The organism is Streptomyces sp. NPDC094034 (assembly GCF_040303865.1).
Classification (GTDB): domain Bacteria; phylum Actinomycetota; class Actinomycetes; order Streptomycetales; family Streptomycetaceae; genus Streptomyces.
In genome coordinates, this window is sequence record NZ_JBEOUD010000019.1 from 86,444 (window position 1) to 105,514 (window position 19,071).

General features: G+C 71.2%; 15 protein-coding genes and 2 pseudogenes. 11 read left to right on the plus strand and 6 right to left on the minus strand.

Features of this window, described 5'->3' with window-relative positions:
- The first annotated feature begins 35 nt into the window (after nucleotides 1–35).
- The 3 genes from ureG to ABTZ59_RS18885 all read left to right on the plus strand — a co-directional run bounded on the left by ureG (nucleotide 36) and on the right by ABTZ59_RS18885 (nucleotide 3,190).
- On the plus strand, nucleotides 36–713 hold the full coding sequence (gene ureG, locus ABTZ59_RS18875) for an urease accessory protein UreG (protein ID WP_351401759.1): 678 nt from the start codon (nucleotides 36–38) through the stop codon (nucleotides 711–713).
- Nucleotides 710–1,471, plus strand: a complete 762-nt coding sequence (locus ABTZ59_RS18880; RefSeq protein ID WP_351401780.1) for an urease accessory protein UreD — start codon at nucleotides 710–712, stop codon at nucleotides 1,469–1,471. Before ureG ends, ABTZ59_RS18880 begins: the two co-directional genes overlap by 4 nt.
- A gap of 141 nt (nucleotides 1,472–1,612) precedes the next feature.
- Nucleotides 1,613–3,190, plus strand: a complete 1,578-nt coding sequence (locus ABTZ59_RS18885) for an alpha/beta hydrolase (protein WP_351401792.1) — start codon at nucleotides 1,613–1,615, stop codon at nucleotides 3,188–3,190.
- Between the two features lie 70 nt (nucleotides 3,191–3,260).
- Here the strand turns inward: ABTZ59_RS18885 and ABTZ59_RS18890 are convergent, their stop codons facing one another.
- The 3 genes and pseudogenes from ABTZ59_RS18890 to ABTZ59_RS18900 all read right to left on the minus strand — a co-directional run.
- A complete protein-coding gene (locus ABTZ59_RS18890) occupies nucleotides 3,261–4,292 on the minus strand; it encodes an NAD-dependent epimerase/dehydratase family protein (protein ID WP_351402420.1) in 1,032 nt (343 codons plus the stop codon).
- 85 nt (nucleotides 4,293–4,377) lie between these two features.
- A complete protein-coding gene (locus ABTZ59_RS18895; RefSeq protein ID WP_351401799.1) occupies nucleotides 4,378–5,094 on the minus strand; it encodes a lysophospholipid acyltransferase family protein in 717 nt (238 codons plus the stop codon).
- Nucleotides 5,095–5,384: 290 nt separating this feature from the next.
- Nucleotides 5,385–5,663, minus strand: a pseudogene (locus tag ABTZ59_RS18900) (hypothetical protein); the annotation flags it as partial.
- Here ABTZ59_RS18900 and ABTZ59_RS18905 point away from each other — a divergent pair.
- Nucleotides 5,664–5,975 (plus strand): annotated as a pseudogene (locus ABTZ59_RS18905) (ECF transporter S component); the annotation flags it as partial.
- 105 nt (nucleotides 5,976–6,080) lie between these two features.
- Here ABTZ59_RS18905 and ABTZ59_RS18910 read toward each other — a convergent pair.
- A complete protein-coding gene (locus ABTZ59_RS18910; RefSeq protein WP_351401807.1) occupies nucleotides 6,081–7,283 on the minus strand; it encodes an erythromycin esterase family protein in 1,203 nt (400 codons plus the stop codon).
- Between the two features lie 69 nt (nucleotides 7,284–7,352).
- Between ABTZ59_RS18910 and ABTZ59_RS18915 the strand changes: the two genes are divergently transcribed.
- The 6 genes from ABTZ59_RS18915 to ABTZ59_RS18940 all read left to right on the plus strand — a co-directional run bounded on the left by ABTZ59_RS18915 (nucleotide 7,353) and on the right by ABTZ59_RS18940 (nucleotide 15,243).
- On the plus strand, nucleotides 7,353–8,129 hold the full coding sequence (locus tag ABTZ59_RS18915) for a TioE family transcriptional regulator (protein WP_351401816.1): 777 nt from the start codon (nucleotides 7,353–7,355) through the stop codon (nucleotides 8,127–8,129).
- Nucleotides 8,130–8,324: 195 nt separating this feature from the next.
- Nucleotides 8,325–8,600 carry a DUF6296 family protein gene (locus ABTZ59_RS18920; RefSeq protein WP_351401824.1) on the plus strand — a complete coding sequence of 92 codons (276 nt, stop codon included), beginning with the start codon at nucleotides 8,325–8,327 and terminating at the stop codon, nucleotides 8,598–8,600.
- A gap of 49 nt (nucleotides 8,601–8,649) precedes the next feature.
- The gene (locus tag ABTZ59_RS18925; RefSeq protein WP_351401833.1) at nucleotides 8,650–9,045 is read left to right on the plus strand and encodes a DUF2267 domain-containing protein; all 396 of its coding nucleotides are present in this window, start codon (nucleotides 8,650–8,652) and stop codon (nucleotides 9,043–9,045) included.
- Between the two features lie 220 nt (nucleotides 9,046–9,265).
- Nucleotides 9,266–13,330 carry a Pls/PosA family non-ribosomal peptide synthetase gene (locus ABTZ59_RS18930; RefSeq protein ID WP_351401855.1) on the plus strand — a complete coding sequence of 1,355 codons (4,065 nt, stop codon included), beginning with the start codon at nucleotides 9,266–9,268 and terminating at the stop codon, nucleotides 13,328–13,330.
- Nucleotides 13,327–13,995, plus strand: coding sequence for a hypothetical protein (locus tag ABTZ59_RS18935; RefSeq protein WP_351401873.1), 669 nt, complete (start codon nucleotides 13,327–13,329; stop codon nucleotides 13,993–13,995). Before ABTZ59_RS18930 ends, ABTZ59_RS18935 begins: the two co-directional genes overlap by 4 nt.
- Before the next feature lie 195 nt (nucleotides 13,996–14,190).
- Nucleotides 14,191–15,243 (plus strand): chitinase, encoded by a 1,053-nt coding sequence (locus tag ABTZ59_RS18940; RefSeq protein ID WP_351401880.1) that lies wholly within the window; start codon nucleotides 14,191–14,193, stop codon nucleotides 15,241–15,243.
- A gap of 109 nt (nucleotides 15,244–15,352) precedes the next feature.
- Here the strand turns inward: ABTZ59_RS18940 and ABTZ59_RS18945 are convergent, their stop codons facing one another.
- Nucleotides 15,353–16,927 carry a GMC family oxidoreductase gene (locus ABTZ59_RS18945; RefSeq protein WP_351401889.1) on the minus strand — a complete coding sequence of 525 codons (1,575 nt, stop codon included), beginning with the start codon at nucleotides 16,925–16,927 and terminating at the stop codon, nucleotides 15,353–15,355.
- 229 nt (nucleotides 16,928–17,156) lie between these two features.
- Here ABTZ59_RS18945 and ABTZ59_RS18950 point away from each other — a divergent pair, with 229 nt between their 5' ends.
- Entirely contained in the window at nucleotides 17,157–18,167 is a 1,011-nt protein-coding gene (locus ABTZ59_RS18950) for a helix-turn-helix domain-containing protein (protein WP_351401901.1), read from the plus strand.
- 124 nt (nucleotides 18,168–18,291) lie between these two features.
- On the opposite strand, the gene aztA is transcribed toward ABTZ59_RS18950, so the two are convergent.
- A complete protein-coding gene (aztA, locus tag ABTZ59_RS18955) occupies nucleotides 18,292–19,056 on the minus strand; it encodes a zinc ABC transporter ATP-binding protein AztA (protein ID WP_351401918.1) in 765 nt (254 codons plus the stop codon).
- Nucleotides 19,057–19,071: the final 15 nt, after the last annotated feature.

Sequence of the window (19,071 nt, forward strand, 5' to 3'; positions counted from 1 at the left end):
CATTTCCCCCGTACCGCCCCGACAGGAGCCGCACCATGCATCTCGATCACAGCCACCAGGGTCCGGCCGCCGTCAGCGCCGACGCCCTGCGACCCGACGGCAGACGACGCGCGCTGCGGATCGGCCTCGGCGGGCCCGTCGGCTCGGGCAAGACCGCGACGGTCGCCGCGCTCTGCCGGGCGCTGCGTGACCGGCTGTCGCTCGCCGTCGTCACCAACGACATCTACACCCGCGAGGACGCGGAGTTCCTGCTGCGTCACGCGGTGCTGCCTCCCGAGCGCATCCAGGCGGTCGAGACCGGCGCCTGCCCGCACACCGCGATCCGCGACGACATCTCCGCCAACCTGGAAGCCGTCGAGGATCTGGAGGACGCCGTCGGCCCGCTCGATCTGATCCTCGTCGAGTCCGGCGGCGACAATCTGACCGCGACCTTCTCCAAGGGCCTCGTGGACGCCCAGATCTTCGTCATCGACGTGGCGGGCGGCGACGACATCCCGCGCAAGGGCGGGCCCGGTGTCACCACCGCCGATCTGCTTGTGATCAACAAGACGGACCTCGCGCCGCATGTCGGCTCCGACCTCGGCAGGATGGCCCGTGACGCCAAGGAACAGCGCGGCGAACTGCCCGTCGCCTTCACCTCGTTGACCGGTGAGGACGGGGTGCGGCCCATCGCCGACTGGGTGCTCGCGCGGCTCGCCGACTGGACCGCATGAGCGTCCACGCCACCGCCCGTATCGTCGCCACCCGCACGGGGCTGCCCGTACTGACCGGTGAAGGGCCGCTGGCCCCGCGCCGCACCCGGGCCACCGGGGCGGGCGCCCGGGTCACCGTCGTCGGCGCCATGAGCGCACCGCTCGGCGGCGACCGGCTCACGATCGAGGCCGAAGTACGGGACGGCGCCCGGCTCACCGTGGACGCGGCGGCGGCGACCGTCGCCCTGCCGGGACGCACGGCCGAACCCGCCCACTACGACGTGCGGCTGTCCGTGGGGGAGGGCGGTGAGCTGCACTGGCTTCCGGAGCAGCTCATCTCGGCGTACGGCAGCGATCTGCGGATGTGTACCCGCGTCGAACTCGCCGCCTCCGCCCGGCTGGTGCTGCGCGACGAGCAGATCCTCGGCCGGCACGGCGAGGGGCCCGGCACGCTGCTGACCCGGCTCACCGTCCACCGCGCCGGACGCCCACTGCTGGACCAGGAACTCGCCCACGGACCCGGCGCGGCCGGCGGCTGGGACGGCGGCGCGGTCCTCGGCGGCCATCGGGCCGTCGGCCAACTCCTCATCGCCGGACCTGAGTTCGAGGAGAAGCCGAGGGCGCCCCGGCTGCTGGGCGACACCGCCGTACTCACCCCGCTCGCCGGACCCGCGGCGCTCGTCACGGCGCTCGCCCCGGACGCCCTGCGGCTGCGGCGGATCCTGGACGAGGTGCTCCGAGACCAGCTGAACCACGGATCCGTCGCCGCGTACCGCTGAGCGGGACAGCGCGTACCGGTTATTGGTTCGGTAAAGAAATGGCCGGGTGGCCTGTTCTCAGCGCCCACACAGACGAAAGGATCCCGGGAACCAATCGAACGCGTTGCCGCGGGCGGCGCATCACTGAGGGGGAGGTTCCACTTGAGACGCACCGCAGTGCTCGGCTCGGCCGGCACGCTGCTCACGGGAGCGCTCATAGCCGGCGCGATAGCCGCCCCGGCGGCCACCGCCGACGGCCGTCACCAGGGCGACCCGGCGGCGTACGGCGCCACGGTCGCCGCCGAGCGGGCCGCGAAGAAGGGCATCGACTGGCAGGACTGCCCGGCCGACTGGGCACTGGAGAAGCCCATCCAGTGTGGCTGGGTGAGCGTCCCGCTCGACTACACGAAGCCCACCGGCCGGCAGATCAAGATCGCCGTCGACCGGATCGGCAACACCGGCACCCAGCAGGAGCGCCAGGGGTCCCTGGTCTACAACCCGGGCGGTCCCGGCGGCTCCGGCATGGCCTTCCCGCGCCGCGTCGTCACCAAGAACGCCATCTGGGCCGACGCCGCGAAGGCCTACGACTTCGTCGGGTTCGACCCGCGCGGAGTGGGCCACTCGACGCCCATCTCCTGCGTCGACCCGCAGGAATTCGTCAAGGCGCCGAAGCTGGACCCCGTCCCCGACAGCGAGGCCGACAAGCGCGCACAGCGCAAGCTGGCCGCCGAGTACGCGGACGGCTGCCAGGAGCGCAGCGGCTGGATGCTGCCGCACATGACGACGCCCAACACCGCGCGCGACCTGGATGTCATCCGTGCGGCGCTCGGCGACAAGAAGCTCAACTACGTCGGCGTCTCGTACGGCACCTACCTCGGCGCGGTCTACGGCACACTCTTCCCGTCGCATGTGCGCCGCATGGTCGTCGACAGTGTGGTCAACCCGTCGCAGGAGAAGATCTGGTACCAAGCCAACCTGGACCAGGACGTCGCCTTCGAAACCCGCTTCCAGGACTGGATGGCGTGGGTCGCCAAGAACGACGCGTCCTTCCACATCGGCACCACCGTCGCCCAGGTCGAGAAGCAGTGGGAGACCCTTCGCGCCACCGCGAAGAAGAACCCCATCGGCGGCCTCGTGGGACCGGCCGAACTGCTCAGCCTGTTCCAGAGCGCGCCGTACTACGACTCCAGCTGGGTGCCCGTCGCCTCGGTCTGGAGCGAGTACCTCGCCGGTGACACGCAGGCGCTGATCGACGCGGCCGCCCCCGACCTGACGGACACGGTGGGCAACGCCAAGTCCGAGAACGGCAACGCCGTCTACACCGCCGTCGAGTGCGCCGACGCCAAGTGGCCGACGAGCTGGCGGCAGTGGGACCGGGACAACACCCTGCTCCACCGTGACCACCCCTTCCTCACCTGGTCCAACGCCTGGATGAACCTGCCGTGCGCCACCTGGGGCAGCAAGCAGGGGACCCCGGTGGAGGTCAAGACCGGCAAGGGGCTGCCGCCGGTGCTGATCGCGCAGTCCACGCGGGACGCCGCCACGCCGTACGCGGGCGCCGTCGAGCTGCACAAGCGCTTCAAGGGATCGCGGCTGATCACCGAGCGCGACGCCGGTTCGCACGGCATCACCAATGTGCTGAACCCGTGCGTCAACGACCGGGTGGAGGCCTATCTGCTGACGGGAGCGCTGGACAGCGCCGATGTGACGTGCGCTCCGCACGCCACGCCCAAGCCGTAGGACCCGGGGACATGAGGACGGGGGTGACCGGTTCGCCGGTCGCCCCCGTCCAGCGCTTGCGGCCGGGCCGCTACCCGGCCGTCCGGTCGTACCGCGCCAGCCAGGCGTCCTCCGCCGCGTAGTCGAAGAGCCCGTCCCTGCCATAGTTCTGGACCATCTTGGGGAAGGCGTCCGTCCAGTCCCGGCCGCGCAGACGCTCGGTGAGCCAGTCGACCGTCCCGGGCAGGGAGTCGGCGTAGTCCGTGACCGGCCGGTACCCCAACTCCCGCTCCGCGGCGACCATGTCGTAGATCACGGGATGCTCCAGCGTCCAGGGCGTGTCGCCGACACCGTCCACCGGCGCCCCGTCCAGGAGTACCGTCTCGGTCTCGCGGTCCAGCACCCTGTCGATCGCCGCGCCGATCTCCGCGACGGTCGGGGCCCCCGGATCGGCGGCGTTGAGCACCCGGGAGCCGGGGCGCGCCGCCGCCAGTCTGATCAACTCGGCGAGATTGCCGACATGGACCGGATGGAAACGGCTCCGGCCGCCGTACGCCAGTACGCGCCGACGGCGGCCGTCCAGCAGCCGTTTGACGAAGTACAGCTCACGCGGGGTGCGGCTGTATGGGCCGTGGACCGCGCCCGCCCGCAGCAGCGTCACCGGCAGAGCGCCGCCCGCCGCCAGCAACTCGCGCTCCAGCAGCGCCTTTCGCGTACTGTACGTCGCCTCGCCGGGCGCCACGGTCCGCTGAGTCTCGGGTATCGGCACCGGATAGCGCGGGCCGCCGTCGGGTTCGTCCTGGGTGTCGAAGCCCCGGCCCCGATCGTCCTCGTACACCGAGCCACTGGAGATGACGACCGCCGAGCCGATCCGGCCGGCGAGCCCGGTCAGCTGGCGGGCGTGGGTCCGCCCGAACGCGACCATGTCCACGACCACATCGCAGCCGTCGCCGATCACCGCGGCCAGCGCCGCGTCATCCTCGCGGTCCAGCCGTACCGCGCGTACGTCCCGCGGCCACCGCTCGTCCCGGCCACCGCCGCGCGAAGCCGCCCGCACCTCCCAGCCGTCCTCGGCGAGCGCCCGCACGGCGACCCGCCCTGTCTGTCCCGTCGCACCGATCACCACTACGTTTCCCCTGGTCATACGGGGACGCTAGAGGTGCGGGAAGCCTCGCGGCCAGAGGCGTTCACCCGTGGCGATTCCGCTCTCAGCGGCGCAGCCGCGGGAACTTCCCGGCGGCTTCCCTCTTCGCCAGTTCCGCCTTCACCTCGGCCGCGTAACGGTCCACGTACTCCTGCCCGGAGAGCCCGAGGATCGCGTACATGATCTCGTCGGTGACCGCCCGGACCGCCGCCTTCTCGTTCTCCAGACCCGCGTAGCGCGCGAACTCCAGCGGCTCACCGAACCGGATCGTCACCCGCTTGATCCGCGGGACGACCTGTCCGGGCGGCTGGATCTCGAACGTACCGACCATGGCGCACGGCACCACCGGCACGCCCGCCCTGATCGCCATCACGGCGACTCCGACCTTGCCCTTGTAGAGCCGGCCGTCGTGCGAGCGGGTGCCTTCCGGATAGATCCCCAGCAACTCGTCCTTGGCCAGCACCCCGAGCCCTTCCCGGATCGCCGCCTGCCCGGCCTCCTTCCCCGACCGGTCCACCGGGATCTGCCCGGCGCCGCGGAAGAAGAAGGCCGTCAGCCGCCCCTTCAGCCCGGGGCCGGTGAAGTACTCGGCCTTCGCGAGAAAGGTGATGCGCCGCTTGAGGATGGCCGGCATCAGAAAGTGATCGGAGAACGACAGATGGTTGCCCGCGATGATCGCGGCACCGTCGGCGGGTATGTGCTCAAGGCCCTCGATACGGGGCCGGAACAGCAGCCGCAGCAGGGGCCCCAGCAGCACATATTTCAGCACGTAGTAGAACACGGGATGCGCTCCTCACTGGCCCGGCCGGCCACGGGACGGCGTTGTCCCAGGTCAACGGGGGGATTCCGGCGGACGCAAGTGTATGTGCAGGCGTTGCCGGTTGTAACCGTCGGAAGGGCGGTCGAGGAGGGCGGAGGAGCCACCGAAAGTGAGCGCGGAGAGGGAGCCGGTGCGGTGCGGCCGGGCCTCGGATGGGCCCGGCCGCACCGGAAGGGCGGTTCGGTACTGGATGCCGGTTCGGTACTGGATGCCGGTTCGGCGCCGGACGCCGGTTCAGTGCCGGACGCCGGTCACGCGCCCCAGCGCAGCGCGATGGTGTCGCCCGCGTTGATGACCCGGCCCCGGGTCGCCGCGGCGAAGGCGGATCCGTCGGTGCTGACCTTCCAGGTGTCGGCGCCGCTGTTGGCCTTGCCGTTGAGCGCGGTGACCGTGCCCGTACCGGACGACGGCGTCACGGCCGTCACACAGCCCGCCGGTGTGGCCGCGCCGGTGGCCGCGTCCAGGACGGCTCCCAGCGTGGTCGTGGCCGCGGTCGGGGTGAGGGAGACGGAACAGACCTTCATGTTCCCGAAGTCCTGCTGCTCGCCGTGTACGGCTCCGTCTCCGGCTATCTCTTCGGCTTTCTGCTCAACCTCTCCTTCTGGCCCTTCTCCCTCGATCCGAACAGCTCCATCGCCTATCTCCCCGGCCTGCCCTTCACGGAACAGTGGCAGCGTTACCTCGCCTTCGACCTCGCCACCTCACTGGGCTGGGACACCGGCCGCGCCGTCACCAACTTCGTCTGCGTCGTACTGGCGGGCCCCGCCGTACTCACCACCCTCCGCCGGGCCGCCCGACGTGCCCGCTTCCGGGCCCCCGTCCGGTTCCGAGGGAGAACATGATCTCGGTCGTGCCCTGGCTCACCGCAGCCGGACAGCAGCCCCGCCGCGGCAGCGGCTGATGTCACCGCGGCGTCGCGGGCCCGCGCAGATCGGCCGGACCGGAACCTAGCTTTCCGGGACGTCCTTGACGAACACCATCCCGTCGTACGCGGCCAGGTGGGCCTGGTCGAGTGGGGCGTAGCCGAACCAGGGGGACACGCGTGAGGTCAGCCGGGTGGCGCCGAGGGCGGTGACCAGCCGGGGAGCGTCGATGACAGAGCGGTCCTCCGGGAGCGCGTACAGAAGCCCTTCGAGGGTGTCCGGCGGCGGGGTGTCCACTCCCTGGTGCCGGATCGTGCCGAGTGCCGTGGCCAGGAAGCCATATCCCTCGCCCAGAAGGGCGCTCATGATCGCGCCGGCGCTCCACCACTCCAGCGGCAGGTCACCCATCCGCATGGTGCTCTTGTCCCGCTGGAGATGGCTGTTGTGGGCGTGGATCAGTACCGGGCCGCGTTCGGCGAGGGCGAGGAGGTTGTCGGCCATCATCTGGCCCCGCAGGCCCACCAGCCGCGTCATACGGCTCGGTGAGGTGTCGGCCATCCAGTGGTGGTAGCGCAGCAGGCCGGTGGCGGTGCGCCCGTACAGGCACGCCCGGTCCCAGTCGTCCCGTGAGATCGCCGTGATCAGGTGCGGCGTCTGCGCGGCGAGCAGCGCCACCAGATCGTCGGCGAGCAGCCGCAGTTCCTTGGCCTCGGCCGACTGCCCCACGGACTGGGACGGGTCCATCATCACGGCGGGATCGGTCCACCGGTCGTCGGTGCCGAGCAGGCGGTCGAGTGTGTCCGCGGAGCAGGGGAGCAGGCCCGGTTCCACCCGGGCCGCGAGATAGCCGTGGAGCGCGGTCAGGGCCCTTCGGGGACTCGCGGCGCCGGTGATCTCCAGCGGGCCGTCGAAACCGGCGAAGCGGAGCCGTTCGGACGCGGGCCGGCCGTCGTTGTAGGCGCGCATCCAGCGCACGAGCTCGCGGTTGGCAGCGGACGCGCCGAACCCGTGGCTGAATCCGTGCTCCATGACGTCGTCGAGGGTGCCCGTGCCCGAAGTGAGGTAGTCATCCACGACCAGGCCCATCAGGCAGTCGCTCTCGATCGTGATCGTCCGGTAGCCCTCCTCCTCGATGAGTCGCTGGAAGAGCTCGTTGCGCAGTTCGAGCAGTGTGTCCTCGCCATGGGTGGGCTCGCCCAGGGCGAGCAGCCGCGGCCGGGCGGGAAGCAGCCTCATGACGGCGGCGGCCTCGACCTTGTGGACGGTGTGCGTGATGTCAGATGCCATGCCTTAAACGGTATCGTTGAACCTTCGGTGGAAACTTCTCCGTAGGTCCGTCGCTGTATCATCGGGTCCGTGGCACAGAACCTTCAAACCGCCGGGCAGCTCAGGCCGATCGACCTGGCGCGCGGACACGGTCTGTCCACGCAGGCCATCAGGAACTACGAGGAGGCCGGCATCCTTCCGGCCGCCGCTCGCACACCCGCCGGTTACCGCACGTATGCGCCGCTGCACGCGCGGGCCCTGGGCGCGTTCCTCGCGCTGGTGCCCGGCCACGGCCACCCGACGGCGACCTCGATCATGCGGGCCGTGAACGAGGGCGAGGTCGACGAGGCGTTCCGCCTCATCGACGAGAGCCATGCCCAGTTGCTGGAGGACCGGCGGACACTCCAGGCCGTGGAGAGCGCCCTGCGCGGCTTGACGCCCACCGTGCCCACCGTGCCCACCGCGTCCACCGGGCCCGCCACGGCGGCCACGGCGACCACGGCGTCCGAACCGTCCGGGGCAGGCGGTACGTTCATCGGGCCACTGGCCGGGGAGCTCGGGATCCGGCCCGCGACGCTGCGTAAGTGGGAGCGCGCCGGGCTGGTGCGCCCGCGCCGCGACCCGCTGACCGGATACCGCGTCTACGACGCGGCCGACGTACGGGACGCCCGGCTGGCCCACCAGCTCAGAAGGGGCGGCTACTCGCTGGAGCGGATCGCCCCCCTGACCGCCCAGGTGAGGGCGGCCGGCGGGCTGGAGCCGCTGGAGGCCGCGCTGGGGGACTGGCGCGCCCGGCTGTCCGCCCGCGCGCGGGCGATGCTGACCGGGGCCGCCGAGTTGGAGGCGTACCTCCGCGAGCGCGGATGACGAGCAGCCGCGGCGGGGCGACCCGCGTGTCCGACGCCGGAGCGCGGCCGGGATGCGGTCGTGGGGTCCGTTTGGTTTCATCGATGGTGGGGCCCGCCGATGGTGGTGCCCGCACGCCGTGACCACGGGCTCCCGATGCCAGGAGGAACCGCTCTCCGCGACAGGTGGGCTGTTCCAGGTGTTCCAGGAGGCCGCATGGGAATGTCGGATACGTACACGCTGGTCTTCGCGTACCCGGACGCGCCCGCGAGCGACAGGGGGGACGAGGACGTCGTGGTGGTGCACCGTACTGACCGGCTGGGGCCGGGCGGGCACGCGCTGTACGCGGACGAGACCGGCATCGTCCTGGCGGAGATCAGCGACCAGGACGAGGTACGGATGGTCGCCAGTGGCGGACACCAGGACCTCCAGGCGTCGGTCCGGGCCCGCCCGGCCGAGGACCACGGCTCCGGCCGCGCGCGCCCGGCCTGAGCCCCGGTCTTCCCGTCGCGGCAGGTGCTGAGGAGGAGGTGCGGCCGCCATGGTGATGCGGTGGGACGCGTTCTTGGCCGCGGTCCAGGAGCGCGGTGAGTACTCCGCGCCGCAGGAAGCCGAACAGGCGGTCCGTGTTGTGCTGGCCCTGCTCGGCGCCCACGTGGTGGGAACCGAGCGGGCCGAGCTGGCCGCCCGACTGCCGGAGTCCTGCGCCCTGGTGCTCCTCGATCCGCTCCCGGCGGCCGAACCGCTCACCCCGGACCGGTTCGTGCGGGCGACCGCCGCCTGGATCGACGGAGCGACCGACGAGACCGCGGAGTGGGACGTCGGGGCCGTCCTGAGCGTGGTGGCCGACGCGGCGGGCGAGGAACTGACGCGCCGGATCCTCCTCCAGCTCCCACCGGGGTATGACCTCCTCTTCGGCCGGCCGCAGCCGACCTGAACGCACCGGCCCCGTGGATCCGTCGGCTCGGGATGCCGAAACGAGCGGATGACGTTTCACTGGTGAAGCAGCTTCACCGACAGCTGTATCGAACGATTCGCCGGGCGGGGACGGACCATGTCCCCCCGTCCGGGCTGGTGGCTCTCCCGTCGTATGACAACCCGGGATACGGACCTCACCCCCGCTGTCCCGCCGTGCGCCGCGATGAAGGACAGACGTCATGAGATTGCTCGATTCCGCGCGTGGGACGCCGTCGGGAGGGGCGGCCCGGCGCCTGCACTCCGTGTTCGAGACCGCCTGCGACCGCACCCCGTCGGCCACGGCGCTTGAGTGCGCGCACCACGCGCTGACCTACGCCGAACTCGACGCGCGCGCCAACCAGCTCGCGCACTTCCTCCGTGCGCTCGGGATAGGTCCGGGGGCCCGGGTCGCGATCCTGATACCCCGTTCGGTGGAGGCGTATGTGTCCTTGCTCGGGGTGGGGAAGGCCGGTGCGGTGTTCGTGCCGGTCGATCCGGCGTCCCCCGCGGACCGGCTCGCCTTCATCACCGAGGACGCCGCCGTGGATCTGCTCCTGACCACATCCGCTCTGGCGCCGGCCGTGTCCGGCGTCGCGTGCCGGGTGGTCGAGCTGGACTCGTACGGCCGTGAACTCGCCGGCGTGCCCACCACCCGGCCTCTCCCGGTCGACTTCGACCCCGGGGACGGCCACCCCACCGCGTACATCATGTACACCTCCGGGTCGAGTGGCCGACCCAAGGGGGTGAAGGTCGCCCAGTCGAGCATCTGCAACTTCCTCGATGTCGTGCCCAAGGTCTATGACGTACGGCCGGACGACCGGGTGTACCAGGGCATGACGATCTCCTTCGACTTCTCCATCGAGGAGATCTGGCCGACCTGGTCCGTCGGCGCCACACTCGTCGCCGGTCCGGACGGCGCCGGTCATCTCGGCGCGGAACTGGGCGAGTTCCTCCACGGCCGGCGGATCACGATGCTCTACTGCGTGCCGACGCTGCTGGAGACCATCCCGCCGGAGCTGCCGTATCTCCGCAGCGTCATCGTCGGCGGTGAGGCCTGCCCCGGCCAGCTCGTCGAGCGCTGGAGCAGCCCCGGGCGGCGCATGCTCAACACCTACGGCCCGACCGAGGCCACCGTCACCGCGACCTGGGCGGAACTGACGCCGGGCAGGGCGGTGACGATCGGACGGCCGCTGCCGACCTATTCGGTGGTGCTGCTCGACGAGGAGCTTCGGCCGGTGGCCGACGGCGAGACCGGTGAGATCTGTATCGGGGGCCCCGGCGTCGCCGACGGCTACATCGGGCGGCCGGAGCTGACCGCCGCCCGGTTCGTCGAACACCCACTGGCCCCCCGGGGCGGCAGGCTCTACCGCACCGGGGACCTCGGCCGGATGACCCCCGACGGGGAGGTCGAGTTCCTGGGCCGGGCCGACGACGAGGTGAAGATCCGGGGATACCGGGTGGATCTCGGCGAGATCGACAACGTCCTGCTGGAGGATCCCGGTGTGGCCGAGGCGGTCACCGCCCTGACGGCCCCTGCGGACCGCGCCGGTGGCGGGGGAGCAGGCGAACTGTGCGCCTACGTGGTCCGCGCGCCCGGCAGCGCGGAGGACGAGGACGCCCTGATCACCCGGGTGCACGAGAGTCTGCGGCGCAGACTCCCCGCGTACATGGTGCCGTCCTTCCTGGACATCCTCCCTGGTCTGCCCGCCATGGCCAGCGGCAAGGTGGACCGTAAGCGGCTGCCCGCCCCGACCGGCCGGCGGCTGGTGGGCGGTGGCCGACTGGTGGCCGCAGAAGGCGAGTTGGAGACGCGCGTACGGGACGCCTGGGCAGAGGTGCTCGGGATCGAGCCCGGCATGCTGTCGGCCGAGGCGGACTTCTTCACCGACCTCGGCGGCCACTCGCTCCTGGCGGCCCGGGTCGTATCGGTCCTGCGCGGCCGGGAGATCGGCGCGAACACCGCGCTGCGCGACCTCTACGCGTATCCGACCGTGCGCGGGCTCGCGGCCCGGCTGAGTGCCACGGAGAACACCGGGCAGCGGTCCGCGCCGCGCCGCCCCGCACCGATCCGTCACACCAGCGGCCGAATCGCGGGCGCGGGGGCGGCCCAGGCGGGGGTGATCTATCTGCTGCTGCTCGTGCTCAGCCTGCCGGTGGCGTACGTGTACAGCGGGCACGGCGGTCAGATCTCCGTCCTGACGTCGGCGCAGACCACGATCGGCGTGTATCTCAGCTATCTCGTCGTGCGCTGGCTCATCCCGGTCGCGCTGGTGCGTCCGCTGTCGGCGGGTATCCGGCCGGGCCGCTACCCGCTGTGGCGCTCGGTCTATCTACGGCTCTGGACGGTGGATCTGCTGCTGCGGATCGGCCCGCTGCCGGTGCTGAGCGGTTCGCCGATGATGGCCGCCTATCTGCGGCTGCTCGGCGCCCGGATCGGACCGCGTACCACCATCGCCACCGGCACGATCACCCTGCCCGCCCTGCTGCGGATCGGCGGCGACACCTCGATCGGCTACGGCGTCTCCCTCACGCCTTGGCGGGTGGCGGACGGCTGGGTGACGGTCGCCCCGATCGAGATAGGGCCGCACGCCTTCGTGGGAGCCAACGCGGTCCTCGAACCCGGCGCACGCATGGGAGCGGGGTCCGGACTCGGCGAACAGTCCGTCATCGGCCAGGACGAGGCGATTCCCGCCGGAGCGCGCATGGCCGGCTCGCCGCCCCGCCCGGTGGACGCGCTCGCCCCCGGCGTCGAGGCCATGATGCGGGCCCAGCGCCGTACCGACGGATGGCGCCCGCGCCATCTCGCCGCCGCGCTCGTCGCCCTGGCGCTGCTGGAGATCGCCGCGGTGGCGATGACGCTCCCCGGGATCGCGCTGTTCTGGTGGGCGACGCTGACCTGGGGGCTCGCCGCCGGCGTCGTCGCCACCGCGGTGTCAGGTCCGGTGTTCGTCGTCACGGTCTGCGCTGTGGTCGCCGCCGGGAAGCGGCTGATCCTGTCGAGCGTGCCGGTGGGTATCCATCCGGCGCGTTCCTCGCTCGGCGTCCGCAAATGGGTGTCGGACAAGCTGCTGGAGATCAGCCTCACCTTCACCAACTCGCTGTACGCCACCCTCTACACCGTGCCCTGGCTCAGGCTGCTCGGCGCGCGGATCGGCCGGGGCGCCGAGGTCTCGACCGTCTCGCACATCGACCCGGACCTGCTCACCCTCCACGACGGCAGCTTCGTCGCGGACCTGGCCAATGTCGGTGGTGCCACCTTCGCGGCCGGGCAGGTCGCGTTCGGCCCCACCGAGGTCGGGGAGCGGGCGTTCATCGGCAACTCCGCGCTCCTGCTCGCCGGAACGCGCACCGGGCCGGGGTCCCTGGTCGGCGTGGGTACGGTGCCGCCGCAGGGTGACGTGGCCGACGGCACCACCTGGCTGGGCTCGCCCGCGATACGCCTGCCGGTGCGCCAGAGCAGCGGATCGTTCCCCGAGGAACTGACCTTCCGGCCGACCCGCAAGGCCGTACGCCAACGCCTGGGCATCGAATTCCTCCGCATCACGATGCCCGCGTCGGTGCTGGGCCTGAGCGCGTACTTGTATCTGCTCGCGCTGTCCTCGCTGACCCGCCGTCCCGGCCTGCTGGTTCCGGTGCTCCTCGCGCCGGTCCTGATGATGGTCGCGAGCCTGGTGGTGATCTCGTACTGCGCGGCGGTCAAGCGGGTGGTGATCGGTGTCTACCGGCCCCGGGTCGAACCGCTGTGGAGTCTGTTCGTACGCCGCACCGAGTTCGTCACCGGCCTCTTCGAGGCGGCGGCGGTACCGGCGGGGGTGGGCTTCCTGACCGGAACGCCGTATCTGCCGGTGATCCTGCGCCGGTTCGGGGCGCGCGTCGGCAGAGGCACCTGGATCGGCACCACCTTCCTCACGGAGTTCGACCTCGTCGACATTGGGGACAACGCGGCGATCGGTCTCCGCGTCTCGCTGCAAACACACCTCTTCGAAGACCGCGTCATGAAGATGTCGCTGGTCACGGTCGAGGACGGGGCGAGCGTCGGCACCCGGGCGGTCGTGCTCTACGACTCCGTCGTCGGCGAGGACGTCCAACTCGGCGCGCTGTCACTGCTGATGAAGGGCGAGCACCTCACCAAGGGCACGAGCTGGCGCGGCATCCCCGCCGAAGGCGTCGTCGAGCGCCGCCCCGCCCTGGCCCCCGAGGCACCGGCTCTGGACGATCGGCTTTTCGACATCCCCGCTTTCGACGCCCGGACGAGAGGCTCATGACATCCACCGGACCTGACCTGGCCCTCGTCTACCGGGGGCCCGCCGCCAGACCCGGCTGTCCGGAAGCCGTGGCGGCGCTGCTCGCCGAAGGACCCTGGGGCCTGGACGTCCGCTACACCGGGCCGCGGGAGGAACTGTCCCTGTCGGGCGGGTCGTTGGCCCGGGCCCGGGTGTACGCGCAGCCCGGCGGCGGAACGTTGTCGGACGGCTACCGCCACCTGGAGCGAGAGCGCGACACCGTCCGTGCGTACGTCCGGGGCGGCGGGTGCTATCTGGGCTTCTGCCTCGGCGGCTATCTGGCCGGCGCCACCCCGGGGTTCGGCCTGCTGCCCGGCGACACCGACCAGTACATCTCCTCGCCCGGATCGACGGTGCACGGCGAGGACGACACACTGGTCGAGGTGTGCTGGCGCGGCCGGCCACGCACCGTCTTCTTCCAGGACGGTCCCCTCTTCGTCCTCGACGACGGCGCGGACGCCACGGTGCTGGCCACGTACCCCAATGGCGCTGTCGCCGCGCTCGTCACCCCGTTCGGCGCGGGCCGCGTCGGGGTCGTGGGACCGCACCCCGAGGCCACCACGGACTGGTACACCGATGTCCATCTCCCGGTGCGTCACACGCGCGACCTGGCGCTCGACCTCGTGAACGAGGCGCTGGCGGGGTAACGGCGGGGCCTGGCCGCGGGCGCTCGCCCGGACACACCGCGCGGACGGAGCGCCGGCACCGACACCGCGCTCGTTGGTCCAGACCTATTGACGGGAGGTCTGGACCTCTCTACGTTTCCCCCAACTACCCACCGTACGTTCCCAGTCCGCCGCGCCGACCGGTCGCGGGCGGGCATGGTCGGAAGGGAGCACAGCATGATCCGCCGAATATCGCGCGTGCTGGGGGTCGGCCTCGCCATGGCCTTCGTCATGCAGACACTGGTCGCCGCGGCGGCGCCCGGCGCGGCGCCCGCCGCCGACACCTGCGCGGTCAAGTCGAAGCCCACCGGCAAGGTGCTCCAGGGGTACTGGGAGAACTGGGACGGCGCGGCGAACGGCGTACACCCCCCGCTCGGCTGGATTCCGATCACCGACTCCCGTATCCGCGACCACGGTTACAACGTGATCAACGCGGCGTTCCCGGTCATCCGCTCGGACGGCACCGTCCTGTGGGAGGACGGGATGGACGCGACGGTGAAGGTCGCGACCCCGGCCGAGATGTGCCAGGCCAAGGCCTCCGGCCTCACCACCCTGATGTCCATCGGCGGCGCGGCGGCCGGGATCGACCTCAGCTCCAGCGCCGTCGCCGACCGGTTCATCGCGACAGTGGTGCCGATCCTGAAGAAGTACAACTTCGACGGCATCGACATCGACATCGAGACAGGGCTCGTGGGCAGCGGCAACATCAACACACTGTCGGCGTCGCAGGCCAATCTCATCCGCATCATCGACGGCGTACTCGCCCAGATGCCCTCGAACTTCGGCCTGACAATGGCGCCCGAGACGGCCTATGTCACCGGCGGCAGCGTGGCGTACGGCTCGATCTGGGGCGCCTATCTGCCCATTGTGAAGAAGTACGCCGACAACGGCCGGCTCTGGTGGCTGAACATGCAGTACTACAACGGCAGCATGTACGGCTGCTCCGGCGACTCGTACTCCGCCGGTACGGTCCAGGGGTTCACCGCGCAGACCGACTGCCTGAACAGGGGACTTGTCGTCCAGGGAACCACGATCAGGGTCCCCTATGACAAGCAGGTGCCCGGACTGCCGGCCCAACCGGGCGCCGGGGGCGGCTATATGGCGCCGAACCTGGTGTCGCAGGCCTGGAACACCTACGGCAACGGGCTGAAGGGCCTGATGACCTGGTCGATCAACTGGGACGGATCAAAGGGCTGGACCTTCGGGGACAACGTCCGACAGCTCTGGTAGCACGGCGTTTCCGCAACCGCGCTCGGGCACCCGGAATCCGTCGACGGCCGCCGGAACACCGGAGTGTGCCGGCCGGCCGTCGTTCGTCGTGCCGACCGGCGTCCGTCGTTCAGTACGCCTTCCGGGCGATGTGCTCTGCCGCCATGATCGTGGTGACATTGGTGGCCGTTCCCGGTACGTCCGGGAAGATCGAGGCGTCCACCACCCGCAGCCCGGTCACGCCGCCTCGCACCGTGCCCAGACTGTCCACGACCGCCCACGGGTCTCCCTCACCGCCCATCGGTGCGGTTGAGGTCGGGTGGAGATAGGCCGCGAGCTGCTGCTTGACGGCGGCGGTGAGCTGGATGTCGTCCTGGACGTCCGGACCGGGCGCGAGTTCCGAGTGGACCAGTTCGGCGAAGGGCGAGTGCCGGGCGAGTTCCCTGGTGCGACGGACCGCCTCGACCATGCGGCGTTCGTCACGGTCCTCGGCCAGGAAGTGGTAGTCGATCAGCGGGGCGTCCTTCGGGTCGCGGCTGCGGAGCCGGAAGGTGCCCACCGAGTCGGGGCGGACGACCGACACGGCCAGCACGATCGCCCCTCCGGTGGGGGTGGCGGCCGGGTCGAAGAGATGGGTCGCCGAGACATGGATGTCCAACTCGTCGCCGCGGGCCTCGCTGGAGGCGGTCCACAGCAGCGCCCCGGAGACCGGGGTCATCGACTTGGCCTGCTCGGTGAGCGCGTAGACGTTGTAGTAGAAGGGCTGCTCCTGGAAGCGGCGGCCGACCGGCAGATCCGCCACCACGGGGATCTCCAGCTCCCGCAGGTCGTCGGCCGGGCCGACGCCGGAGCGCAGCAGGATCGCGGCGCTGCCGTAGGAGCCGGCCGAGAGGACGACCTCGGCCGCCCGGTGGACGGTGCCGTCGACCGTCACCACTCCGGTGGCGGTGGTGCCGTCGAAGAGGACCTGGTCGACCTCGGTGTCACCGGCGATCACCAGATTGGGCCGCTCGCGCACCTCGGGGGTGAGGTAGGCCAGGGCGGAGTTGATCCGGACGCCCGACACCACGTTCACCGGGTAGCCTCCGACACCCTTCTGCCCGGGCCCGTTGAAGTCGTCGATCCGGGCGTGTCCGAGCCCCTCGGCCGCGTCGATGAACGCCTTCAGTGACGGGGTCAGTTCCTCGTACGTACGCTGGCGGATGGGAAACGGCCCGCTGCGGCCGTGGTACGCGTCGCTGCCGGTGGGGGTGTTCTCCAGCCGCTTGTACGACTCCAGCACCTCGGCGTAGGTCCAGCCGGTCAGTCCGTGGCGCTCGGTCCAGCGGGCGAAGTCGTCGGCCGGGGCGCGCAGGGCGACGGCCGCGTTGACGGCGGAGCTGCCACCGAGGGCCTTGCCGCGCGGGGCGGGCTGGTCCTGGTCGACCAGCCCGGTGCGGGCGGTGTAGCCCCAGTCGTGATCGGCGTCGCCGGCCACCCTTGCGGGGTTGGTCAGGACGTCCGGATAGGTGGTGGGGGCGTAGGCGCGTCCGGCTTCGAGGAGCAGGACGCGGCGGGCCGGATCGGCGCTGAGCCGGTTGGCGAGCACCGCTCCGGCGGAGCCGCCGCCGACGATGACGACGTCGAAGGGCTGCTCCGCCCCGTCGGCCGGGTCACCGGCGGCCGCGGTGCCTGTAGTGGTGCTGGTGGTGTGGTCGGTGCTCATGTTCCTCACGCTCTCTGTTGCTCGGAGTCGGGTCGCGGGGTTCGCCGGACCGGAAGGCATCCGTTGGGCGGTCGGCCCGGCCTCGTCTCGGGGCGTCTCTGGCCGGACACTTTGATTGAACGCTGAACTACATCGATTGGGGTGCCTGAGACGCGCACCGCTCTGCCTAGGTCTGCCAGTGCCCCCCTCGCCGTCCGCGTCCCTCGCTCCATCGGCGACCATGGAGGGCATGGACTCCCCGATGGACTCCTCCGCGGAGCTGCGTGATTTCCTGCGGGCCAGCAGGGCCCGGCTGCGACCGGAAGACGTGGGCCTTGCCCCGCCCCGGTACTCCGACCCGGCCCGCTCCCGACGGGTGCCCGGACTGCGCCGCGAGGAAGTGGCCCAGCTCGCCGGAGTGAGCGTCGACTACTACGCCCGGCTGGAACAGGGCCGCACCCGTCAGGTGTCAGAGGCGGTCCTGTCGGCTGTCGCGGACACACTGCGGATGAACGTGACCGAGCGGGAGTACTTCTTCTCCCTGGTCGCCCGGCAGACAAGAAGCACGGCCCGGACCACCGAACGGCCTACGGAGCAGCGGGTGCGCCCGGTGATCCACCGGATGCTCGCGCAGTTCGGCTCGCCCGCCCAGGTCCTCGGCCGCGGGCTGACCGTCCTGGCCGCCAACCAGCTGGCCCGCGCTGTCTTCTTCGACCCGGCGGAGTTCCCGGTGAAGGACCGCAACCTGGCGAAGTGGCTCTTTCTCCATCCCCGGGCGAAGGAGTTGCATCTCGACTGGAGGCAGCACGCGCTCGACTACGCGGCCGTACTGCGCGCCGACGTCGGCAGCCACCCCGAGGACCCCGCGCTGAACGAGCTGATCGGCGAGCTGGCCGTCAAGAGCGCCGAATTCCGGGAGATCTGGTCCGCGCACCAGGTCTCGGCCTGCCTCAGCGGCCATATGCGACTGCGGCACGAGGACGTGGGCCGGATCGACCTGGACTACGAGGCCCTCGACGTCCACGGCGGGCAGGACCACAAACTCGTGGTCTACACGGCGGCCGAGGGCTCGCCCTCCGCCGAGGCCCTGGCGCTGCTCGCGAGCTGGACAGCCGGCCCGGGACGCACGCCACAGCGTGCCGGGCAGCGGGCCGCCTGGGAGCGCTCGGGGACGCCGGGGACGCCGGGGACGGCGGGGACACGGGAGGACGCCGCCACGCCGGGGCCTCGCGAGGCGGCACCGAGGCATCGCGAGCCCTGACGTCGACCCGGGACGAGGAGCCGGGTCATCGGCCACGAGGACCGCGCGGAGCCCCTTCCGCACGGGCTCCGCCCGTCCTGTCAAAGGCTTGGACGCCCGTGGGGTTGACCGGCCTATGTTCGCGTCAACACGCTGGTGACGGGCCCGCCGCAGGGTGCCCGAATCGGGCCAGTGCCGACGTGGTGAGCACCTGGTCCGGATGCCCTTGTCCGGCGAGGCGGCCGTCCTGGAGCAGGAGGCACACATCCGCCGCACGTGCGGCACTCAGGTCGTGTGTGGCGTGGACGACCGTCACGCCGTCGGCGACGAGCGCCGTCAGCAGTGCGCCGATCCGCTCCGTTGCCTCAGGGTCCAGGCCCGTGGCCGGTTCGTCGAGAAGCAGCAGGTCCGACTCCTGTGCCAATCCTTGTGCTATGAGGGCGCGTTGACGCTGCCCGCCCGACAGTTCTCCCAGTTGGCGCGAGGCGAGGTCGCCGATGCCGAGCCGGTCGAGCGCGGCGTCCGCCGCCGCGTGGTCCCGGCGGGTCAGCCGACGCCACGGTCCGCGTATGCCCCAGCGCCCCATCTCCACGGTCTGCCGCACGGTGAGCGGCAGGGTGTCGCCGACGGCTCCGCGCTGCGGCACGAAGGCGGGTGGCTGTTCCCCGTAGTGGTGCAGTTCGCCGGATGTCGGATGGATCACACCGGCGAGAACGCCGAGCAGGGTCGACTTGCCGCTGCCGTTCGGGCCGACGAGTGCCGTTGTCGCCAACTTGGTTATCTCTGAGCTGAGTTCATCAAGGACGGGTCGTCCTGGATAGCCGGCGCACAACCCGGTGAAGCGGACGAGGGGCATGCGCCCCCGGGCCGCGACGGGCGAGAGGTCTGGTTTCTTGAACATGATTTTCATTGTAGTGTCCGTCGG